20 protein-coding genes are annotated in these 21,676 nt (G+C 45.7%); 6 read left to right on the top strand and 14 right to left on the bottom strand.

The window, feature by feature from the left end:
- Window positions 1–7: 7 nt before the first annotated feature.
- The 6 genes from OV592_RS19955 to maoP all read right to left on the bottom strand — a co-directional run bounded on the left by OV592_RS19955 (window position 8) and on the right by maoP (window position 4,786).
- Window positions 8–1,378 (bottom strand): magnesium transporter, encoded by a 1,371-nt coding sequence (locus OV592_RS19955; RefSeq protein ID WP_406609772.1) that lies wholly within the window; start codon window positions 1,376–1,378, stop codon window positions 8–10.
- A 69-nt stretch (window positions 1,379–1,447) separates the two neighbouring features.
- Window positions 1,448–1,873, bottom strand: coding sequence for an ATP-dependent zinc protease (locus tag OV592_RS19950; protein WP_406609770.1), 426 nt, complete (start codon window positions 1,871–1,873; stop codon window positions 1,448–1,450).
- Window positions 1,866–2,420: a mechanosensitive ion channel domain-containing protein gene (locus tag OV592_RS19945; RefSeq protein ID WP_016401975.1), complete on the bottom strand. Its 555-nt coding sequence runs from the start codon at window positions 2,418–2,420 to the stop codon at window positions 1,866–1,868. The genes OV592_RS19950 and OV592_RS19945 overlap by 8 nt, the downstream gene beginning before the upstream one ends.
- Window positions 2,421–2,433: 13 nt before the next feature.
- Window positions 2,434–3,456 carry a succinylglutamate desuccinylase/aspartoacylase family protein gene (locus tag OV592_RS19940; RefSeq protein WP_406609768.1) on the bottom strand — a complete coding sequence of 341 codons (1,023 nt, stop codon included), beginning with the start codon at window positions 3,454–3,456 and terminating at the stop codon, window positions 2,434–2,436.
- Between the two features lie 31 nt (window positions 3,457–3,487).
- The gene (gene rimK / locus OV592_RS19935) at window positions 3,488–4,393 is read right to left on the bottom strand and encodes a 30S ribosomal protein S6--L-glutamate ligase (protein ID WP_016401972.1); all 906 of its coding nucleotides are present in this window, start codon (window positions 4,391–4,393) and stop codon (window positions 3,488–3,490) included.
- Between the two features lie 36 nt (window positions 4,394–4,429).
- Entirely contained in the window at window positions 4,430–4,786 is a 357-nt protein-coding gene (gene maoP, locus OV592_RS19930) for a DUF413 domain-containing protein (protein ID WP_152783094.1), read from the bottom strand.
- A 153-nt stretch (window positions 4,787–4,939) separates the two neighbouring features.
- Here maoP and OV592_RS19925 point away from each other — a divergent pair, with 153 nt between their 5' ends.
- Entirely contained in the window at window positions 4,940–5,833 is an 894-nt protein-coding gene (locus OV592_RS19925) for a LysR family transcriptional regulator (RefSeq protein WP_406609767.1), read from the top strand.
- Window position 5,834: 1 nt separating this feature from the next.
- Here the strand turns inward: OV592_RS19925 and OV592_RS19920 are convergent, their stop codons facing one another.
- On the bottom strand, window positions 5,835–6,602 hold the full coding sequence (locus OV592_RS19920) for a hypothetical protein (protein WP_406609766.1): 768 nt from the start codon (window positions 6,600–6,602) through the stop codon (window positions 5,835–5,837).
- A 102-nt stretch (window positions 6,603–6,704) separates the two neighbouring features.
- On the bottom strand, window positions 6,705–7,598 hold the full coding sequence (locus OV592_RS19915) for a LysR family transcriptional regulator (protein ID WP_338622459.1): 894 nt from the start codon (window positions 7,596–7,598) through the stop codon (window positions 6,705–6,707).
- 233 nt (window positions 7,599–7,831) lie between these two features.
- Between OV592_RS19915 and OV592_RS19910 the strand changes: the two genes are divergently transcribed.
- Window positions 7,832–9,658, top strand: coding sequence for an ABC transporter ATP-binding protein (locus OV592_RS19910; RefSeq protein WP_016401967.1), 1,827 nt, complete (start codon window positions 7,832–7,834; stop codon window positions 9,656–9,658).
- 58 nt (window positions 9,659–9,716) lie between these two features.
- On the opposite strand, the gene OV592_RS19905 is transcribed toward OV592_RS19910, so the two are convergent.
- Window positions 9,717–10,355, bottom strand: a complete 639-nt coding sequence (locus OV592_RS19905; protein WP_406609765.1) for a hypothetical protein — start codon at window positions 10,353–10,355, stop codon at window positions 9,717–9,719.
- 137 nt (window positions 10,356–10,492) lie between these two features.
- On the opposite strand from OV592_RS19905, the gene OV592_RS19900 reads away from it, so the two are divergent.
- The gene (locus OV592_RS19900; RefSeq protein ID WP_406609764.1) at window positions 10,493–11,749 is read left to right on the top strand and encodes a diguanylate cyclase; all 1,257 of its coding nucleotides are present in this window, start codon (window positions 10,493–10,495) and stop codon (window positions 11,747–11,749) included.
- 4 nt (window positions 11,750–11,753) lie between these two features.
- Here the strand turns inward: OV592_RS19900 and yegD are convergent, their stop codons facing one another.
- The 4 genes from yegD to OV592_RS19880 form a co-directional block, all read right to left on the bottom strand.
- The gene (gene yegD / locus OV592_RS19895; RefSeq protein ID WP_406609763.1) at window positions 11,754–13,121 is read right to left on the bottom strand and encodes a molecular chaperone; all 1,368 of its coding nucleotides are present in this window, start codon (window positions 13,119–13,121) and stop codon (window positions 11,754–11,756) included.
- Window positions 13,122–13,212: 91 nt separating this feature from the next.
- The gene (locus tag OV592_RS19890; protein WP_406609762.1) at window positions 13,213–13,638 is read right to left on the bottom strand and encodes a hypothetical protein; all 426 of its coding nucleotides are present in this window, start codon (window positions 13,636–13,638) and stop codon (window positions 13,213–13,215) included.
- Window positions 13,639–13,708: 70 nt separating this feature from the next.
- Window positions 13,709–14,608, bottom strand: coding sequence for a transglutaminase family protein (locus OV592_RS19885; RefSeq protein WP_406609761.1), 900 nt, complete (start codon window positions 14,606–14,608; stop codon window positions 13,709–13,711).
- Between the two features lie 16 nt (window positions 14,609–14,624).
- A complete protein-coding gene (locus OV592_RS19880) occupies window positions 14,625–15,500 on the bottom strand; it encodes a GyrI-like domain-containing protein (RefSeq protein ID WP_406609760.1) in 876 nt (291 codons plus the stop codon).
- A 384-nt stretch (window positions 15,501–15,884) separates the two neighbouring features.
- On the opposite strand from OV592_RS19880, the gene OV592_RS19875 reads away from it, so the two are divergent.
- Entirely contained in the window at window positions 15,885–16,775 is an 891-nt protein-coding gene (locus OV592_RS19875) for a DMT family transporter (RefSeq protein WP_152783129.1), read from the top strand.
- Between the two features lie 79 nt (window positions 16,776–16,854).
- Window positions 16,855–17,154, top strand: coding sequence for a DUF2498 family protein (locus OV592_RS19870; protein ID WP_251825984.1), 300 nt, complete (start codon window positions 16,855–16,857; stop codon window positions 17,152–17,154).
- A gap of 89 nt (window positions 17,155–17,243) precedes the next feature.
- On the opposite strand, the gene OV592_RS19865 is transcribed toward OV592_RS19870, so the two are convergent.
- A complete protein-coding gene (locus tag OV592_RS19865) occupies window positions 17,244–18,878 on the bottom strand; it encodes a glycoside hydrolase family 13 protein (RefSeq protein WP_406609759.1) in 1,635 nt (544 codons plus the stop codon).
- Window positions 18,879–19,342: 464 nt separating this feature from the next.
- On the opposite strand from OV592_RS19865, the gene OV592_RS19860 reads away from it, so the two are divergent.
- On the top strand, window positions 19,343–21,667 hold the full coding sequence (locus OV592_RS19860; protein ID WP_406609758.1) for a starch-binding protein: 2,325 nt from the start codon (window positions 19,343–19,345) through the stop codon (window positions 21,665–21,667).
- Window positions 21,668–21,676: the final 9 nt, after the last annotated feature.

The following is a 21,676-nucleotide window of genomic DNA, read 5'->3' as shown; positions in this document are numbered from 1 at the left end:
GGGAGGTTTAGCCCATTAATAATAGTGAGGCTAGGCCAAGAAAAGCCACAAAACCAACGATGTCAGTCACGGTGGTTAAAATTACCGAACCGGCAACGGCTGGGTCAATCTTCATTTTTTTAAGTATAAATGGAATCATTGTGGCAGACGCTGCTGCGGCTAGGCTATTGAGCACAATGGCCACAAAGATAACTGCACCTAAAGCGGCAGATTTAAACCATAGGCTAACCACTAAGGCGATAACCAGACCCAAGACTAAGCCGTTGAATGCGGCAATCTTTAACTCCTTGTTAAGTAGAAGCTTTAGGTTACTTTGCTGTAAGTGATTAAGCGCTATACCGCGCAAGGCTACCGCCAAGGTTTGGCTGCCTGCAATACCACCCATGCTGGCCACCACCGGCATTAATATCGCCAGTGCCACTAGTTGTTGAAGCGCTCCTTCAAATAAGCCAATTACCCATGAGGCCAAAAACGCCGTAGCTAAATTGGTGGTTAGCCAAATCGCGCGCATTTTGGCGGCGGTAGGCACTGGGGTAAACAGATCTTCTTCATCAGATGGTGTATCGATAATTGCAACATCTAAACTACGCTCTTGTAGCCACTGCACTATGTTGGATAAGGCAATTGCACCGACAATTTTTCCGTCTTTTTGTACTGGGTTCCAAGCATGGCCTGGCACCATATTCAACGATAAGGATACATCGGCCAGCATTTGCTGGTGGTCAAATACCTCAATGTTCTGGCTAAGTTCAGTAAGTTTAGTACTGTCGGCAGAGTTGGCGATGTCGGTCATGCTGCAAGCACCCTGAAACTGCCCTTGAGCATCCACCAAGTATACCGCCACATGTTTGTCGGTTTGAGCGCTCAAACGCTGCTTAATTCTGGCTACCGTTGAGTTGGGGCGTGCACGTAGAATGTGAGTATCTACATAACGGCCAATTTGCTCATCGTCGTAACTTAGCGCATCTTGCAGCTGTGCCGCGCTGAGCTCGTCTTGTTGCTCAAGATAAGTCTCCACCATCGACTCGGGCAAAAAGTCAGCAAATTCAACAACTTCGGTATCGCTTATGGTTTGCTGTAGCGCGTTTAGCTGTGATTGATTAAATAGCTCGAAGAAGTGTTTAACGGTTTCATATTGCATGAGATGCAATATGTCCCAGTAGCGCTCGGTCGCTAGCTGAGGCCAGATGTGTTGACGATAGTTATCGGGTAAAGACTCAAGCAAATTAGCCAATACCGCATTGTCGTATTGGCTTATAAAGCTAAGCTCGGCAGCGGGCTGCTCTTGTTCAAGAACGCCCAAAACGCGGCGAAGCGCCGCATCATGATGACCATCAAAGGTTTGTTGGTTAGAGCTTGCTAGGTTTTCGCTGGTCATTGGCTAAGTCCTTGTGTTTACGGCTTATTAAGTGCTGGTATTCCTTATTTTGGCGCTGGTTAGTTAATGTTAACTGTTTACCAGAAAGCTTTGAGCAGGGTCTACCAACACTTTATCGCCCATGCCTTGTCGACCTAACAACATTAAGTAGGTCATGTCTTGGCGGTTACTTAAGGTTATCTCAATGGGCCAAATATGTTCGCCCAGCTGAAAACGCGTTTGTATAACATAACGTTGCTCCACGTCACCATTAGATGACTTGATTTTCCTGGTGTCGTAAATAGGTGCACTACAACGGCAAACTTGTTCCAGGTTATAAATGTCTGGGTGCAAATCAAAGCTAATGTGCGGTTTGCCGTTAACTTTAGTTTGCTCCAGATTATCTACGTGTAAAGCCGAGGTTTTTGCCCCGGTATCAACTCTAACCGGTAAATCATTAATGCCTAAGTCTGGCAAGTTACAGGTTTCTAAGTTGCCAATTACCAGTTTATTCACCGCTTACTTCCTCTTCATAACCTTGAGCTTTTGGTTTGGAATCTACTGCGCGAGTAGGTTGGTGCTCACCAATGACCACGGCTTTTTGAAAGACCATAGCATTTGGAAAGGTGAGTTTAGAGCCATTTTCAGCCAGCAAAATAACGTGGAATAAGGTGATTTCTTCTAAACGCCCTTCAACCGAATTATCACCATCTAGGATCTTAACTTGGTTACCAACCCGGTAAGGAAAAAAGAAAAACACAATAATACTGGCGGTTACATTGCTTAAAATCGACCACTGAGCAAACAAGGCAACGCCAATAACGGCAAATACCGAGGACAAAAATACCCCAAAATCATTAAAGCCTAGATCGCTAATCAGGCTAACCACTAGTGCCAGTATTAATACTAGAGCACTACGCAGCACCCAACTAACATAGTGGATCCGTGTTTTAGCAATATTGCGTGCTGCTCCGTAGTTAAGCACCAAAGTATTTACTTTGCTTTGCGCGACATAAAAAATCGCAAATGCTACAACGATTAGTAAAAAGGTATTAATACTCATTGTTTAGCTTCTCCTATTGAGGATGTTGAACAGCGTTGATAACAGGGTTTATGGACTCTTGCCAATTCTCGATCTGTTCGGCAACTTCATCTTGTTCTGCTCCAAAATACGCAAGGTGATACATCGCATCGCCCTCCTGAACTAAGGGGATATTCTGCTTGCCGATTACAATGCCCGAGCGCTTTGCTTTCACTTTACTGATTAGCTCACCAAAAGGGCTATTTATTTCGGCCAAAATATCACCGGCTTCAACCAAATCGCCTAGCTGGGTCGTTTCACTCACTATACCGCTGGCAGATGCGCGCAACCACGCACTGTTATAGGCAATGTACGGTGAGGTTTTTTTAGTGCTACGGCGTTTTTTAACCATGCCTAAATGTGACAGTACTTTTAATATGCCTTTCACGCCGCTTTGAATCGATAACTCATCAAAGCGCAGTGCTTCTCCAGCTTCGTAAAGCAGGATCTTGGTATTGTTATCTACCGCTGCTTCGCGTAACGAGCCATCACGTAAATCGGCATTAAGTAATACCGGCACGCCAAAGGCCTCGGCCAACAACTTGGTTTCGGGGTCTTTCAGGTTAGCTCTAATTTGCGGCAAGTTAGAGCGATGAATCGCACCGGTGTGTAGATCTACCCCATAGTCACAATGGGCGACAATTTCAGTTAAGAAAATATGCGCCAAACGCCCGGCCAACGAGCCTTTTTCTGAGCCAGGAAAGCAGCGATTTAAGTCGCGCCTGTCTGGCATATAACGACTTTGATTAAGCACCCCATAAATATTCACCATTGGCACAGCAATTAAGCAGCCTTTGGTGATTTTAAAGCTCGGCGAGCGGGTTAAACGGCGAATTATCTCAATGCCATTTAGCTCATCACCATGCACTGCGGCGCTTACAAATACCGTTGGGCCTGGTCGTTTGGCGCGGGTAATTAGCACTGGAATCGAAATATTCGTGTCGGTATATAACTTGGCCACGGGGATTTCGATATGTTTTTGCTCTCCCGGTTTTATTTCTGTTCCAGCGATAATCATGTTTTTTGCCTCATTGTTTGACGCTTGGCTTTTAGCCTTTTCCACGGGTTTTAGTGGCGAAAGGTTTGGCGTTTTTTTCGATAAATTCAAATACCATACCAGCCACATCTTTGCCGGTGGCGGTTTCTATGCCTTCTAAGCCAGGGGAGGAGTTTACTTCCATCACCACTGGCCCGTTGTTTGACTGCAAAATGTCTACACCACATAAGTTTAAGCCCATAGCTTTAGCAGCATTTACCGCCGTGGCGCGTTCTTCTTTACTTAAACGCACTAGCTGAGCTGCGCCGCCTCGGTGTAAGTTTGAGCGAAACTCGCCTTCTGCAGCTTGGCGTTTCATTGCTGCGACTACCTTGCCGCCAACCACTAAACAACGAATGTCGGCACCGCCAGCTTCTTTAATAAACTCCTGAACCAAGATATTGGCTTTTAAACCCATAAACGCTTCGATCACGCTTTCGGCTGCCTTGTTGGTTTCGGCTAACACCACGCCGATACCTTGGGTGCCTTCTAGCAGTTTAATCACTAGCGGAGCACCGCCCACGTTTTTGATTAGATCCTGAATTTTGTCAGGTTTGCTGGCAAAACCAGTGCGCGGCAAGCCAATGCCCTTACGTGACAATAACTGTAGCGAACGCAATTTGTCGCGCGAGCGGCTAATCGCCACCGACTCGTTAACGCAAAAGGTGCCCATCATTTCAAATTGACGTACTACCGCGGTGCCATAAAAGGTAATTGATGAGCCAATTCGTGGAATGACCGCATCATACTTGGGCAGCACTTCACCGTTATATCGTACCGTTGGTTTGCTACTGGTTATGTCCATATAGCAGTGCAAGGTATCGATAATGTCTACTTGGTGCCCACGAGCTTCACCGGCTTCTTTTAAGCGGCGGGTGGAGTAGAGGTTTTCGCCTCGAGATAAAATTGCTATACGCATTGTTCAGTCCTAATGGTTAAAAGTTCAGCCTGTTTGCTAATCATCTTCAGTGATAAATGTTTCATCTTCATTTTCAAAATTGTCAGTAGTTGATTTACAACGACTGTGTAAGGTGTGAAAACGTCGACGAGTCTGTGCCAGCTTTTTGTACTTCATCCAGATCTTCTCAAGCTTGCTTTCTGGCTCTAGCTGCTGGCTACATACCAATAAAAAGCGCTGTTCTTGGTTGCCTTCTGGCAGTAATTCTCCGGCATCTATGGCGCGCATGGTTTCGCCGTATAAGCTTAGTAACTCCGCTTCAAGCAAAGTAAAATCGCCTGATTTACGAAAGCCATGTTTAAAGCGTTTGTCGTCATAAAAACGTTTGTTGCCAAAGCGAAAATCGATAATCATGAGGTCACTCCAACTGAGAATTAAGGCTGTTTAAGCAGCGGGATAAGTTGGCTGCAAGGTAGTGATTATTGGCGAAACAAGAAAACGAATTGTTTTTGTCGTAACAACAAAATTTGTTTGTTAACCTCAGCTTAGCTGGGGAGGCGTAAGTAAATGGATGTAAAAGTATTCCGAACGTTCTTGGAAGTGGCCAAAGAAAAGCATTTTGGGCGGGCTTCAGAGAATTTATATATTACCCAGGCGGCAGTGAGCGCCAGAATTAAGCAGTTAGAAAGCTATTTTGATACCCAGCTTTTTATTCGAGACCGCAATGCCATCAAACTCACCAGCTCTGGTGAGCGTTTAATTACTTATGCTGAAAATATGGTGCGAACCTTAGAGCAATCTAAGGCAGAGTTATTACTTAGCAAAGCTCATGCAATTCAACTTGCTTTAGCGGGGACGCCGAATAGTTGGGATGCCTTTTTGCAACATGGCTTAAGTGTGGTTACCGAGGTGTTTACCGGTTACGCGTTTAGCGCAGAAACCATGGGGCGTGAGCAAATGCACCGCGCATTATTAGAGCGCACTTTAGATATTGGGGTGGGTTTTGACGCCCTAAAATCTGATGAACTGGCAAGCAGCCAAGTGGCCCAACTATCATTGTTATTGGTGTCCACCACACCGCAGTTGCAGCAGCAAGCGTTGGAAGAAGGCTATGTATATGTGGATTGGGGTAGCCGATTTGCCTCTGAACATGCCTTGCGCCACGCCAATACGCCCCCGCCTTTCTTACGCACTTCCACTGGCCGCATCGCTCTAGATTTTATTCTAGAAAAAGGTGGTGCTTGTTACTTGCCAGAGTCGATGGTGGCTCCGTTTATCGATAGCCAGCAGTTATGTTTGGTTGAAGACGCCGAGCCTTGGCTACGGCCTGTGTATCTAAGTTATCGCAAAGACTCTGCTGCGCTTGAGCAAATCAAGCAGGTGGAAACACTGTTGGATAACAGTGAGCCCACCAGTCCGTTTGTGTTGCAACAAGCCGGAGATACTCCTCCTGCCGAGTAACTTAACTCTGCATAGGGGCTGCTAAGGTGAAGTCGATTAAGCTGTCTTTAGGCAACTCAATGTCATTACCTTGAGTTATAACCGAAGCTCCTACACCTACTTTAGCACCATTTTTAGCGCCATCGCTGCCGTTAATTAAACCACCAATAGCTGCCGCTCGAGCGGTTTTCCCCACAGTATCTCCTGCGGTATTACTGCCACTTGAACTTAATACATCGGTTTGAATATCGTGCATTTGGTCGTTGATGCGAATATTGGTAAGGGTAATGCTCATACTGGCAGAACCTGCCAAACGACCCGCTTTTTTAACTTCACTTAATTGGCCATAAACGGTACTACCTCGTGGTGCTACTAAGGCATCTCCAGCCATTAAGTCGGCTTCTAACACCGCAGTAAAACGCTGGCCGGTTTCATGCTGGCGAGTATTTACGCCTTCGCTCATACGCACCGTAAGCATGGTACCTGCGGGCACGGTGACAGGCTCTTGGTTAGCCTCGGTATTTGCCGCTGCGCTAGTTTGGTTGGTTTCGGTAAAGCTACTAGTGGTGGTGCCATCTTCTGGGGTATCACCAAAACTAATATTTTGCACTTGTTCTGTTGGCAGCTTTACTTCAATACCATGCATGTCTAAAATCAGCTCGTTGGCATTTTGCGACACAATGGCACCTTGGATGGAGCGGCCATCTTTTAGCTGTACCGTAGCGGCATGAGCTGAACTTGAAATAAGGCCAGCGAAGATAAGTGCGTAAAGGGAAGCTTTAATTTTCATTGAGTGTTTCCTGCAATGGACTGGTTAAGTTGAGCCCATTGTAGGTAAGCTTAAGTGGCTTAAAAATCCACCAATGTGAAATCCATTGTTTCACCAAATGGACTAATTAAGGTTGTTTTGCCAAAAGGCCTGCACTTTGTCGATAAACACTGCGACTTTGGCGGGAAGAAATTGTCGCGAATGATAAATAGCGTAAATGTAACCACTAAGTTGTTGCGGCTGAGCATAGGCTTTAACTAAGCGCCCTTGTTTAATTAACTCTTTTGATAGAATATCCGGCACCAGTGCGATCCCTTTATCTTGCAAGCATAAATCTAAACCTAGGTCGGGGTTTTGAACGCTAAAAAATGGCGAGACAGGCTGTGATATTAGTTCGTTGTTATGTTCAAATCGCCAGGAGTGAGTAGGTGCTTGTGACACCGAGTTAAAGATAATGCGGTGTTTATCTACATCACTAGGTACTTGAAGTAGCCCATTTTTGGCAATGTAAGTGGGGCTGGCGTAGTAGTCATATTTTATGGTGGCTATTCGCCTCGCAATCAATGAAGAGTCTTTAGGTTCATCCACATGAAACATAATGTCGTAGCGGGTTGAGGTTTGCTCTTCTTGGCGCCCTTCACTGCTGTATGCTTCAAACTTAAGCTCTGGGTATTGGTTGATCATCTCAATCACTACCGGCCAAAAAATGCGTAACAGAGTATTGGGGATGAAGATGCTTAAGGTGCCGCTGGGGTGCTGGTTTTGTTGCTGGGTGTTTTGTTCTAGCTGTTTAGCTTGGTTTAGCAATTCTTCACAGCCTTTCAGATAATTAATTCCCACTTCGGTCAAACTTAAGCTGCGGGTTGTGCGGGCTAACAGCTTTACCCCAAGGTGTTTTTCTAGATTGGTGATACGTCGACTAATGGTTGATTTGGGGATGTTGGTAAAGTCTGCCGCCTTGGTAAAACTGCCTTGTTTTGCCAAGTTAACAAATAACTCCATGTCTTCTAAATTCATCGCTGCCTCCTTACCCTGCTGGCTGTTCCATTATATGCAACAGTGCGGTGAGTGCTTAGGTTTTTATTGGCTTTGTGCATGCCTTCAGTAAATAAATATTTGGTGTAAGCCTTGGTGCGTAACGATTTGTCGTTTATTGGTCAGTAAGGCTGCGCATATTTGACAAAGTACGCTACAGTACAAATGCGAGTTAATTCGTTGTAACACCAAGATTTATTACAAGGAATGTCTAGATGTTTAGTTTTTTTGAAGGGCTCACCGTTCCATTTCCAAAACAAGAGCCTAAACAACCACCTAAAGGTTTATATCAGTTTTGTCGTCACTATTGCGCTGGCATGGGGAAGCCTTTGTTATTTATGTCGGTGGTATCGGCCTTAATTGCTATTTGCGAAGTTGCTTTGTTTGGTTTTATGGGGCAATTGGTTGATTGGCTGGGCACTAAAGATCCCGCTACCTTTTTCAGTGAAGAGGCAGCAACCTTATGGATGATGGGGCTCACCTTGTTGGTGGTAATGCCGCTTTTGATCTTGTTGGATTCTCTGTTGATTCACCAAGCCTTGTTGGGCAACTTCCCAATGGCGATTCGCTGGTCGGCTCACCGTTATTTGCTGCGCCAGAGCGTGTCATTTTTTGCTAATGACTTTGCCGGACGAGTAGCCACTAAAGTTATGCAAACCTCATTAGCTGTGCGCGAAACAGTGATGAAGCTGCTCGACCTGATGGTGTACATCTTGGTTTATTTTGCCGCCATGGTGGTACTGGTGGCACAAGCCGATATTCGACTCATATGGCCGATGTTGCTGTGGCTTTGTGCTTATATTGGGGTGCAGTTGTACTTTGTGCCTAAGCTAAAACGCATTTCTACCGAACAGGCTAATGCCCGCTCATTGATGAGTGGTCGAATTGTTGATAGCTACACCAACATCGCAACGGTAAAGCTGTTTTCGCATAGCCAGCGTGAAGCCGATTATGCCCAAGAAGGGATGGACGCTTTTTTGGTTACCGTGCACAAACAAATGCGTTTAGTGACCGGCCTTAACTTTTCGGTGCAACTGTCTAACTATCTGCTTACCTTTGGTATTGCTGCTTTGTCTATTTACTTGTGGACCTTGGGCGATGTATCGGTGGGCGCTATTGCGGTAGCGATTGCTTTGGTATTGCGCCTTAATGGTATGGCGCAGTGGATTATGTGGGAAATAGGTTCTTTGTTTGAAAACATTGGTACCGTGGCCGATGGTATGACTACCTTAACCACCAAGCAAACTATTACCGATAAAAAAGATGCCAAGCCAATTAAGGTGACCGAAAGCCGCATTCATTATCGCGATATTCGCTTTCACTACGGTGAGCAAAGTGGCGTGATTGATAAGCTTAACTTGCAAATTAAAGCGGGTGAAAAGATTGGCCTAGTAGGGCGTTCGGGAGCCGGTAAAACCACCTTGGTTAATTTATTGCTGCGTTTTCATGATGTGGAAGGCGGCGCTATTTTGATCGACGATCAAGATATTAGCCAAGTGACCCAAGATAGCCTGCGGGCGCAAATTGGTATGGTGACGCAAGATACGTCCTTGCTGCATCGCTCGGTGCGCGACAATATTTTGTATGGGCGTCCCGACGCAAGCGAAGAGCAAATGATTGAGGCTGCCAAGCAAGCTAAAGCCCATGAGTTTATTTTAAGCCTTAGCGATCAAGACGGTCGTACTGGTTACGACGCCCATGTAGGCGAACGCGGGGTTAAGCTTTCGGGCGGTCAGCGCCAGCGAATTGCGATTACCCGAGTACTGCTAAAAGATGCGCCTATTTTAGTCTTAGACGAAGCGACTTCGGCGCTAGATTCTGAAGTAGAAGCGGCAATTCAAACCAGTTTGAATCAGTTGATGGAAGGTAAAACGGTGATCGCAATTGCTCACCGCTTATCAACGATTGCCGCCATGGACCGTTTAATTGTGCTAGATAAAGGCGAGATTGTAGAGCAAGGCAGCCATGCCGAGTTAATCAAAGGTGACGGTATTTATAGTCAGCTTTGGGCACATCAAACTGGTGGTTTCTTGGGTGACTAAGCCTAATCGCTAGTTTTGAAAAGCCAGCTGAGATGCTGGCTTTTTTTGTTGTACAGAGTTATTTAGTGGCAGCTTTAGCCCGCTGGCGCTGACTAAATCGCTGTGGTGCCGGCTTTAAGTGATCCAGTAAATGTTGATTTTGAGCGGCGGTTTTCTCGACTAATTCTGCCGTTGTTTTTAAGCTAGAGGCCAGTTGGTTAAGTTGTCCGGTGGCGCTAAGCACTGCTCGGCTAGTTGGTGCCAGCACACTAAAGTAAATTGCTAACAAAGCGACAATAATGATTATCACCAAACTGATTAAGATGATCATTACCCAAAACTGCACTTCACTGGATAGCTTATCGGCTAAGTTCACAATGGGTTTGGTGCTTTGCGCGACGGTATCGGGCAGTTGCTTTAAGCTGCTATCTAGCTGTTGGCTTAGCTGCTCTACCGCGTTAAGGGTTTGCTGAAAGTGCTGTTGTTGCTCTGGGCTAAGTTCTGGATTGCTAGCAAGTTGATTAACGCTATCGGCGATGTCTCGCAAAGCTTGTGATGCCTGAGCGGCAGCTTTATCAATCCCTATCACTTCTACCTGTAATTGCATATTAAGTTGCGGAGAATCTGATTCAAGCATGGCTGAAGGCTCATTGGCATTGGCCAGAGTGAGATTACTTAGGCCGAGTATTAACAAGCAGGCTGTTAACAGGGTTCTCATTGGTTTTCCTCAGATTTATCGCAAAGCTAGTAGCAATGTAACAGTACTATTAATTAAGTGGTAGTTAGTCACCGGTAGTTGAGTTCATCCTTGTGCCTGACTACGCTTAAATTACCTTAAGTAAAGTATGGTTAAGTATGGGCAAAGTTTCTGACATTAGTGCTTATTACGGAATAGTGATCCACCGGGACTTTGTACCGCTGTTCGCTGACGAACGCTATGCTCAAATGTTCGGTTACGATAGCGCTGAAGATATTATGGCCTTGCCTTCTTTACTGGAACTGATTGCTGAAGATGATCGCGACGAAGCGATTAGCGCTTACGAGGCAGTAATGAGTGGCCAAGCGCGGCCAAAAGTAAGGGTCTACGAAAACTATAATCGAGACGGTGAGCAATTTTCGGTGTTAACCATTGATCACCTCACCGAGTGGCAGGGCAAACCTGCCTTGCAAATTACTCTAGTGGATTTTTCACCACAAATTGCCGCGGAGAAAAAGCTACAGCAAAGTGAGCAACGTTATCGTTTGTTAACAGAGTCTTCTTTGCAGGGGATTATGGTACACCGCTTTTTTGAACCGCTTTATTGCAACCAAGCGATGGCCAATATTCTAGGTTATGACAGCCCAGAAGCAGTACTTAAGTTGGACAGCCTATTGTCTATTATCCCCGAAGAAAACCAACAACAAGCTATTCAGTTACATGAACGCTTGATTCAAGGTGAGGTTGATAGCAATAGCGTGGTGACTGAAAATGTTCGCCGTGATGGCACATCTGCTTGGTTGCACATTAGTGAAGCGGTGGTGAAGTGGAATGGCAAACCTGCTGTGCAGTCGGTGATGATGGATGTGACGCAGCAACATCATGATCAGCGACGTTTAGAGTTTCAGGCAAATCATGATCCGCTCACTGGATTAATGAATCGGCGCTCCATGAGTGAGACTCTTACTGAGGAGTTTGCCATTAGCAAACGCTCGCTACAGCCCTTATGTTGTATCTTGTTAGACATTGATAACTTTAAACAAATTAATGATCGATTTGGTCATTCTGCCGGTGATGAAGCCTTGCGGTTATTTGCCATAGAAAGCTTAAAGGTGCTGCGAAACGGTGATTACTTATGTCGCTGGGGCGGAGAGGAGTTTTTGTTATTGTTGCCTAATACAGTACAAGAGCAGGCACTACTAATCGCCAATCGAGTTCGAGAGCATTTAGCCGAGCTTGAAGTGACAAAAGATGAGCATAAATTTAGCACCACCGTGAGTTTGGGGTTGGCTATGTTAACTAGCTATGATTCTAGTCCAGAAGCGCTGGTTGCTCGTGCCGACAGCGCCTTATATATTGCCAAAGAGCGCGGCAAAAACCGGGTGGAATTAGCGCCGCAAGTTTATGAGCTATAAGTACTTATTCAAAGATATGGTCGGCCCACAAGGTTAAGCCGCTGGTTACGCTACCAAAGTTATCCCCGCTAATTAAAGGTGCTTGATAGCGTTTGGCTAAAAAGTTTTTAACCATGGGTGAATTAGCGCTGCCGCCAGTTAAAAATATTGCTTCGGGTTGGCAACCTGCTTGCGCGATAACATCGTCACTAAGTGCAGCAATACTGTTAAGCAGTCGTTCAGCTGCCTGCTGGTAAGCCTCTTGAGTGACGTTTACTTCTAGTTGCTCCAGTAAGTAAGACAAATCCACAGTGGTCGTACTCGCTTCGCTTAACGCAATTTTTGCTTGCTCTGCACAGGCACTTAGCTGGTAGGTTTGTCGCTCTGTGCTTAGGCGTAGCAAACCTTTAAGTGGGCTTAATTGCGGCTCTTTCAGTAAGCGCTGCAATAACAGGCGGGTATCTTTTTCGTAGAAACGGGTTTGCGCGGGGAAGTCATTAATTGCAGCTGCATCCCAAAAAGGTTTAATTGGCATTGGCTGGCCACTGGCCAAGTTAAGCTTGGCGCCTAGGCTGGGCATTAGGGTTTCAAAATTTAAAGTTATATCGAAGTCGTTACCGCCAATGCGCTCACCGTTGTAACCTAGCACTAAATCTTGATGATCTCGCTCGGCAAGGTAGTTTGGCCCCATAATTAGCATCGATACATCGCTGGTACCACCGCCAATATCAATCACTAATACACGTTGTTCTTGCTGTAATTGCTGTTGATAGCTTAAACCAGCTGCCATCGGTTCATACAAAAACTCTACCTGCTTAAAGCCTACAAAATGGGCTGCATTGCTAAGAATAGTGATGGCTTGTTGGTTGCTTACTTCGCTGTTTAAACCTTGGAAGTTAACTGGGCGACCGATTACCACTTTGGCCAGTTCGGCTTGACCACTTTGTTTCACTTGCTGGCTTATGTGCCACATCATGGCGGCGGCAATATCTTCAAACTGTTGCTGTTGACGCTCGCGAATACCGCTAGCACCCAAAAATGACTTGGGGGAGCGCACGTAATAACAATCGGCGGGGTCGACGAGGTACTCTTTTAACGCTTGTTGGCCAAAACTTAGGTGCTCGTCGTAGCCGTCAAGTTTGAGTTCTTTTAAGGCGCGTAAACTGGCACTTAGCTGGTTACCGCGTGCTTGCTGATAAGCCTGGGCCTTACCTTGAGCGTCTAATTGCTGATATAACCATGCACAAATCATCTCTGATTGGGGAGCAAATAAGGTAGAGGGCATATAATTGCCGTGCTCGGGAAGCCTGACTAATTGCGCTTGTTTACCTTGCATTACACCAACCGCACAGTTGGACGTTCCAAAATCGAAACCCGCAATTGAATGACTCATAACCAAGGCCTTATACCTGCAAAAAAGGTCGCGCAGAGTAGCAAAATTACCGTCCTGAGTATAGCGTTTCAGAGCTTCAGTTTTAGCGAATTTACCAGTTTAAATCGGCGTCAATAATAGTCAGTACGTAGTTTTCTTGATTGCTGTCGCTGCGCTGCAATTGCCAGTGCTCGTCATCGATTTTTTGATAAACCAGCTGTTCACCGTGGCCAGAATCAGCATATAGCTGTAGCTGTTCAAAACTACTTGAAGGGGGATTAGTGGCCTGGCTAAGGTCAAAGAAAGCCAGTATTTGTTTGCGTTCTCCCGAGACGATTTTGCCTTGGAGCAATTGCTTGTCTACCGCCTCTATTTGCGAGCTTAGCTCACTGCTGAAGGTGAGATTGTAGTTGCTTTGGTTATCTAGGGTATAGCGGCTATAGAGGGTGTAGTCTTCGCCCGTAAGCGGCTTATTGCTGTTACAAGCGTTAAGGCTAAACAACAGCACTAGGCCAAGAGCTTTGCGGTGGTGGAGCATTATTGCAGTTACTTTGTATTCTATTAATAGCGCGAAATATAGCTTAATAGTGTTGTTTGTCAATGAGAGTTTAGTCGGTCTCCACAGCGCTGTTGTGCTGTTGCAACAAGTCTCCAATGCTGGGAGCACGCTGCCATTGCCAGTTAGCGGGAAAAGCCAGCTCTTGGCTTTTCGATTGTGCTAAAGCTTGCTCGGCTAAAGACTTAGCGCTTAGCTCTGCCAGTGTATCGAGTAGCTGTAATTCTTGCTTAGCTTGGCTGTATTCAAAATAGTGTTTGTTGAGTCCCCAACCGCTGTCCCAGGCAAGTAACTCGATTTTACTTAGGGCAAATATGTCGCGCAGTAAGTTGCCCTGCAGCAACGGCCAGCCAGTGATGCTCAAAATGCCAAACTGCTGGGCGCGCTCTGGTTCTCGTCGGCATAGTTGCCAGGCAGATCCTGCGTAAATAAATTGCTCATTTGGCAGGTCTAGTGGATCAAACGTAATGTTCAATAGCGCTTGTTGCTTGGCATCAAGCTGGGCGTCTACTTTTATCCAACGTTGTTGCTGCTTGTGCCAATATTCACATATCCAATGGTCTTCGTAAGGGTGCATGCCGAGGTAGGCGGCAAAACCACAGCGCAAGCGCGCTGCAATACCTTGAGCACGTAATAATGTGCAGAGCAGCAAGGCAAAATCTCGGCAATTTCCAAGCATTCTTTGGTTAGCTGGTCTGTCCGCAAGCAGCGACCCCTTGGTATTACTTAAGCGCTTTAGCTTTTGCTGCACGCTGCGAGTTTGCATTTCATCTAGGCGCTGGGTGAAATCTGGGTCGAGTTGGTAGTGTTGTAACCAATAGGGATGAACCAAGTTGTTTTGCACGCACTTAACCAGTTCTGCGATATCCGCTTGGCAATCTGGCAGTTGCGGCAAATAGTTTTTGGGGTCACTAAACTCACTAAAATTGGCGTAATTAATTGAAGGGCTCATGGGTGCTTGCCTTTGGCTAGTTAATGGGCAATAGAAGGTCTGTTATTAGGGATTGCTCAGGGATGCTATCGGCTGTTTTATTGTGGTAGATCTCTAAGCAATTGGCGTCTCGAAGCTGATAGCTTGACTGCGGCAGCCAGTCGCGCAGCAGCACTTGATAGCTGTTGGGTATGCTGGCGTAACCTCCGTGGTGGCGCAACTTAGCGAATTTACCGCCAGGCAAAGTTAGTTGTTGAATGCCCAGTTCGGCAAGTTGTGAAGTGCAGGGCAAGCGGGCGTGGTTTGTTTGCTCCATTGGCAAACTTAGGCACGCATCAAAACGCACTTGCTCCGGATGGGTAACTTTAGGATCATCGTAGGAGACACCAATCATAGTGCTTTGCTGAGTATCTAACCCCACTTTATTGCAAGCGCTAAATAGCTGGCGCCAAGCTTTGGGGGCAGCTTGGGCATAAGGACCTCGTTCTCGTGAACATAATGCCGCTTGTGGCGCGAGATCTATTACCTCAACTTGGCTGACAGCTTGAGGGTTAAGCTTGTTAGATTGTTCTGGAGAAGGCGGAAGCCAGCCCTGATTTCTTACTTGAAGTGGCGTTTGCTCAAACTGTTGTTTAAACGCTTTGTTAAAGGACGCTTGGTTTTGATAGCCGCTTTGACTGGCGATATCAACCAAGGGTTGTTGACTAAACCTGAGGTGATTTAACGAACGCTCTAGCAACAAACGCTTGCGATAAGCATAAATGCTTTCGCCGACATAGGCGTGAAATAGCCGACAAAAGTGAAAGCGTGAAACACAGGCTAAAGCAGCCAGTTGATCAATATCCAGCTGGCTATCAAGAGTTTGCTCTACTTGTCTTTTGACCGTATTAATTCGCTGTTGTTGGCTTGCCATATTGGACTCAATTACTTGACTTCAAATCAGTTTAGCCAGTTTGTGAGTTATTTTCTTTTCCATTCTTGCGCATTGCTTAAGCTTAATTCTTCAAGCACTTATAGATGCCTTACTAGGGTCTGTTGATCTTTGGTGTTGAAATTTTGTTCGCTTATCCGAACCCTTCGGGCAGCATTTATTAGCCATTTATTCAGCGTTAGCGAGTGATTATTAAGCCCACTTAACTGCACACTCACTGCCTTGCCTAAATGGCTAATAAGTTGCTGCAGAAACCATCAGCAAAGATCAACAGACCCTAGTCACAGACGTTCAAACTTTAAAGGCTTGTTCTAGCCAGTTATGCCGAATACACTGAGCCCCTTGGTCGGAAATAGTAAAGTAATAATGAATACACAAACTAAAGCCTATGCTTTTGGCATAAGTGCAGTGTTAATGTGGTCTACGGTGGCCACTGCTTTTAAATTAGCACTGCAGTGGTTAAGCCCCATTCAATTGGTATTGCTGGCTTCAGTCACTTCAATTTTGCTGTTAAGTGGTGTGTTGTTATGGCAACGTAAACTGCCTTTAGCGTTAAGCTACGCCAAGCAGCGGCCCGGCTTCTTTTTGCTGGTAGGTGCTATAAATCCCTTCCTTTATTATTTAGTACTGTTCAAAGCCTATGACTTATTGCCGGCTCAGCAAGCTCAGTCACTTAATTATACTTGGGCAATTACCTTGGCTTTACTGGCGGTCCCCTTTTTAAAGCAGCAGTTGCGTAAGCAAGATCTGCTTGCCATGGCTTTAGGCTATTTTGGGGTGTTGGTGATTGCGACGCGAGGTGATTTGCTCAGCATGCAATTTGACAGTGTGCTAGGCGTTCTGTTGGCACTGTTTAGCACCTTGTTGTGGGCAGGCTATTGGATTATTAATACCCGTAACTCTGGCGATCCGGTGGCGAGTTTGCTGGTGGCCTTTTGTTTTAGCCTGCCAATGGTACTAGCCTATTGTTGGTGGAGTGATGGCTTGCCCAGCTTTAACGCTAAAGCTTGGTTAGGCGCGGCTTATGTAGGTTTGTTTGAAATGGGTATTGCCTTTGTGTGCTGGGTATTAGCATTAAAATTTACTAACAACACCGCGCGTATTAGTAATCTTATTTTTATTTCCCCGTTTTTGTCGCTGTTTTTTATCAGCTATTTTTTGAACGAAGTGATAGAACCTGCAACATACTTGGGTTTAGTGTTAATTATTAGTGGCTTATTGATACAGCAATGGCGTGGTAAGAAAAAGGCAACTTAGTTGCTTGGCTTATTGCGTTTTATCTCAGTTTTTTAAGCTGAGAAAAGCGCCACAAGTTTTGATCTTGACGCTAGGGTAAGTGGCTACATCTGTGTATGCTAAAATTCATATTTACCCAATTACTCATGGTGTGATGACTAAACAAGCAATAAGCCAACAAGATTTGATTGATCTGGCCAATCAGCTACTGCGCGAGCACGAAGACTATATTCCTGGAATAGAAGTTCGCGAAGTATCACAACAGCGTGATGTGCTTACCTTTAAGGGTGAAGCCTTTTTAGACGATGACTTATTACCTACAAGTAATAGCCCAAAAGCTTTTAACTTGTACAAATGGCTGTGTCATCGCCTATCCGAGCAATACACCCTTAGCGAATAAGCTTGTAGCTACTTAGCGCATAGATTACCGCCTAGTAAGGCGCTAAGTATTGTTAAGGCAATCGCTTAGCTGGTTTTTTGTATCGCTAATTAATCCGCTAGCAAATAGATAATGGCTTGGTAGGGCGCTAAGTTAAGCTGAGCTAAATCTACTTCTGATTCATCCTCTGGCTGAAGGTTATCCAGCACCACTTCTGCAAGCTTATAATCTAAACTCAAGGTTTGAGTTTGTTGGCTGACATTGGCAACAATTAGCAACCTTTGCTCCTTATATTGGCGAATATAAGCGAATATATGAGGGTGCTCTTCCATTAATAATTGGTAACTGCCATAGACCAAGGTATCGCCAAATTTGCTGGATTTTCGCAGTGCGATTAAGCGTTGGTAGTGATAAAACACCGAGTGTTGATTGGCAAGCGCATTAGCAACATTTAATTGCTGATAGTTGGGATTAAGCTTGAGCCACGGCTGCCCACAACTAAAGCCAGCGTTGTCAGAGTTATCCCACTGCATGGGAGTTCGGGCATTATCACGGGCGCTTTGATACACACCTTGCATAAATTGCTGATGACTTAAGCTTTGCTGCTCTACCACTTTTTCTTGGTAACTGTTTTTAATTTCTATGTCATCGTAATCACTTAGCTCGGCAAATTGTACGTTGGTCATGGCGATTTCTTCGCCCTGGTAGATGTACGGTGTGCCTTGCATTCCATGCAGCAGCGTTGCAAACAATTTGGCGCTGGCTTCGCGGTATTCGCCATCATTACCCCAGCGGCTAACAATGCGTGGTAAGTCGTGATTGTTCCAGAATAGGGCGTTCCAGCCATCGCCATCAAAGGCGGTTTGCCATTTGCTAAGCACCTTTTTTAAGGCAACTAAATCAAAATCTTGTACTTGCCACTTTCCATGTTCTGGGTGCCAGTCTAAGGCGGCGTGTTCGAACTGAAATACCATCGACAGCTCTTCACGACGCGGATCGGAATACAACTTGGCTATCTCGGGGGTGGCTCCCCAAGTTTCGCCCACGGTCACCAGCTTTTTACCTTTGAAACAAGCTTGATGCATTTGCTGCAACAGCGGGTGTAAACGCGGACCATTCTCGGTAATACCTTGGTCAATTTGTTTGCCAATTAAATCAATCACATCTAAACGGAAGCCTGCCACGCCTTGCTCTACCCACCAAGAAATCATTTGATGAATTTCTTTTGCTACGGCTGGATTTTCCCAGTTGAGATCGGGCTGAGCATCGGCAAACAGGTGGAAGTAATACTGGCTAGTGACGGGATCATATTGCCAGGCAGGGCCACTAAAAATGGAGCGGATCTGATTAGTTTGGCCTCGCCAAATATAATAATCGCGGTAGGGGTTGTCTCGGCTTTGTTTTGCTTGCTTAAACCAATGATGCTGGTCGGAGGTATGGTTAAGTACCAAGTCCATCATTATGCCGATGTTACGCTGTTTGGCTTGGTGGATTAACTGGCGCATGTCGTTCATGTTGCCAAAGCGCGGATCTATGGCCTGGTAGTCGGCAATGTCGTAACCATTGTCTTTCATTGGAGAAAGATAAACAGGCGATAGCCAAATAAGATCAATGCCCAGCTTTTCCAGATAATCTAGCTTGCTAATAATGCCCTTTAAATCGCCGTTGCCATCGCCGCTACTATCACAAAAACTACGCGGGTAAACCTGATAAACAACTGCCGAATGCCACCATTGTTGGTTCATGATTAAATTCTTTTACTGCTATGAATTAAGGTCATTGTAATAGCTCTTTGGTGCTTAGAGTAGTTAGTAATTACTGTCATGAAATTTTACAAACCCTACTGTTTATAGGCCTTTCAGGGCTGTTTTAGCAGAAGCTGGAACTTAAAGTTTGCAGTTAAATAATTTGTGTTTGCAGTTTCCTTGCTTAAATATCAGGGTATTTGTTCGAATTTTGATCGCTGTCAAACATCATTAACCAAAAACAAAGATCTTTGTGAGCTAATGCTCAATAAGTGAGCACTTGTCTTCATCGTTCAAATATTAAGCGTAGATTAGAAAGGCGGTAAATTAACTATGGATAGTTAAGGTTGTGTTTTACTTGTGGTTCTTTCCAGTGGTTAGTCTGCCCCTCATCGCAAAACACCAAAGAGTGGTGATGAGTTGAGTCTTAAAGAGACGCTCTAAGATTACATGGGAAAGTAACAATGAGAAAATTCAGCAAACTCGCCACTAGCGCTCTGCTAGCTGGTGCGGCGTTGGGCTATGCGTCCAGCGTCACGGCGGCTCCAAGAACCGCCTTTGTACACCTCTTCGAATGGAAATGGGAAGACATTGCACAAGAGTGTGAAACCTTTCTAGGACCTAAAGGATTTGCCGCCGTGCAAGTCTCACCTCCAACTAAATCTCACAACGCTGGCGCGTGGTGGAGCCGCTACCAACCGGTTAGCTATTCCTTTGAAGGACGCAGTGGTAGCCGTGGTCAGTTCCAAGATATGGTACAGCGTTGTAAAAACGTTGGGGTAGATATCTACGTAGATGCCGTAATTAATCACATGGCAGCTTACGATAGAAACTTCCCTGAAGTACCTTACGGACCAAATGACTTTAACTCTTGTACCAGTGATATCGATTACGGAAATCGCTGGCAGGTACAAAACTGTGATTTGGTGGGGCTAAATGACCTTAAAACTGGCTCAGAGTATGTTCGCCAAAAAATCGCAGACTACATGAATGATGCGATAAGCATGGGTGTAGCAGGTTTCCGTATTGATGCAGCCAAGCACATTCCGGCAGGTGATATTGCTGCGATTAAGGGCAAGTTAAATGGTAACCCTTACATTTTCCAAGAAGTGATTGGCGCAAACGGTGAACCAGTTCGTCCACCCGAATATACTTACATTGGTGATGTTACTGAGTTTGAATTTGCCCGTAAGTTAGGTCCTGCTTTTCGTGATAGCAATATTGCGTGGTTACGTGATTTAGGCAACCAAATGGAGCTATCTAGCGCCGATGCGGTGACCTTTGTGACCAACCACGATGAGGAGCGTCATAACCCGGGTGGCCCAATCTGGCATGGTGTTCAAGGTGACGGCTACTTCTTAGCGAACGTTTTTGCGCTAGCCTACCCTTATGGTTACCCAAAAATCATGTCTGGTTACTACTTCAACGGTGACTTTGATGCAGGTCCACCTAGCAGCGGCGTGCATACTGGTAATGCCTGTGGTTTCGACGGTGGCAACTGGGTGTGTGAGCACAAGTGGCGCGGTATTGCCAACATGGTGGGTTTCCGTAACCATACTGCTGGCGAGTGGAGTATTACCAATTGGTGGCAAGGTGGTAACGACCAAATTGCCTTTGGCCGTGGCGGCTTAGGCTTTGTTGTTATCAACAAACGTTACGGTAGCTCAATTAATCAAAGCTTTGATACAGGCATGCCAGACGGGCAGTACTGTAACATTATTGAAGCTAACTTTGATGAGAGCACTGGTCAATGTAACGCTGCTGCTGATTCAAGTGGTCAGTCGGTGATTACGGTGAGTGGTGGTCAAGCTAACTTTACTGTGGGCGGCGACCAAGCTGCAGCAATTCATGTTGGTGCAAAAATTGGTGATGTTTGTACTGGTGCTGATTGCCCATGTACTTCTAACTGTGGAACTGACCCAGAACCAGCTACCCCAGTAGCGGCTAGCTCTATTTGTACATCAGAAAACCTACCGACTCTGTACTACTGGGGAGCACAGCCTGCTGGCAGCCTTGCCAATGCAACTTGGCCTGGTGTAGCCATGCAGAAGAACGGCGACTTCTATTGTCATGATCTAGGTGTCACGCTTACCAGCATCAATGCTATCTTCAGCAACAACGGTGCAAATAAAACGGCTGACTTAACTGCAGCGGGTGCCGGTTGTTACAAAGACGGTAGCTGGAGCAGCCTAGAGGCTTGTGGTTTTGAAATTAGCGGCTCGATTCCAGATCCTGTAGGTGGCACAGAAGTTTGCTACGACAACCAAGCGGGCTTTAGTAATCCAACACTTTACTACTGGTCGGTTTCAGCTGAAACCTCAGTTGCCAATGCGCAATGGCCAGGTGTGGCAATGGTGCAAAAAGGTGCTTACTACTGCCATGACTTTGGCACTAAGCTAAGCAGCTTAAACATTATCTTTAACGATAGTGGCGCTAATCAAACCGCAGACCTAAATACTACGGGCGATGTATTGTGTTATGCCCAAGGTAGCTGGGTTGCTGCAACTAACTGTGTTGGTGGAAACCCTGACAACGGCGGCGACGAAGTATGGTACTTCCGCGGTACGCCAAATGCTTGGGGAACAACTCAACTTGATTACGATAGTGCTAGTGGCTTGTACTACACCGTTCAAAGCTTTAATGGTGAAGAAGCACCAGCGCGCTTTAAGATAGATAGTGGTAACTGGACAGAAGCGTATCCAAATGCGGATTACCAAGTGTCTGACAACACTACTTATCGCATCAACTTCAATAGCGCTACCAAAGATATTACGGTAAACGCGCAGTAAATTGTTTTT

The organism is Agarivorans sp. JK6 (assembly GCF_045277145.1).
Classification (GTDB): domain Bacteria; phylum Pseudomonadota; class Gammaproteobacteria; order Enterobacterales; family Celerinatantimonadaceae; genus Agarivorans; species Agarivorans albus.
The sequence above is the reverse complement of the archived record's forward strand: the minus strand, read 5'-3'. Positions and strand labels throughout refer to the sequence as shown.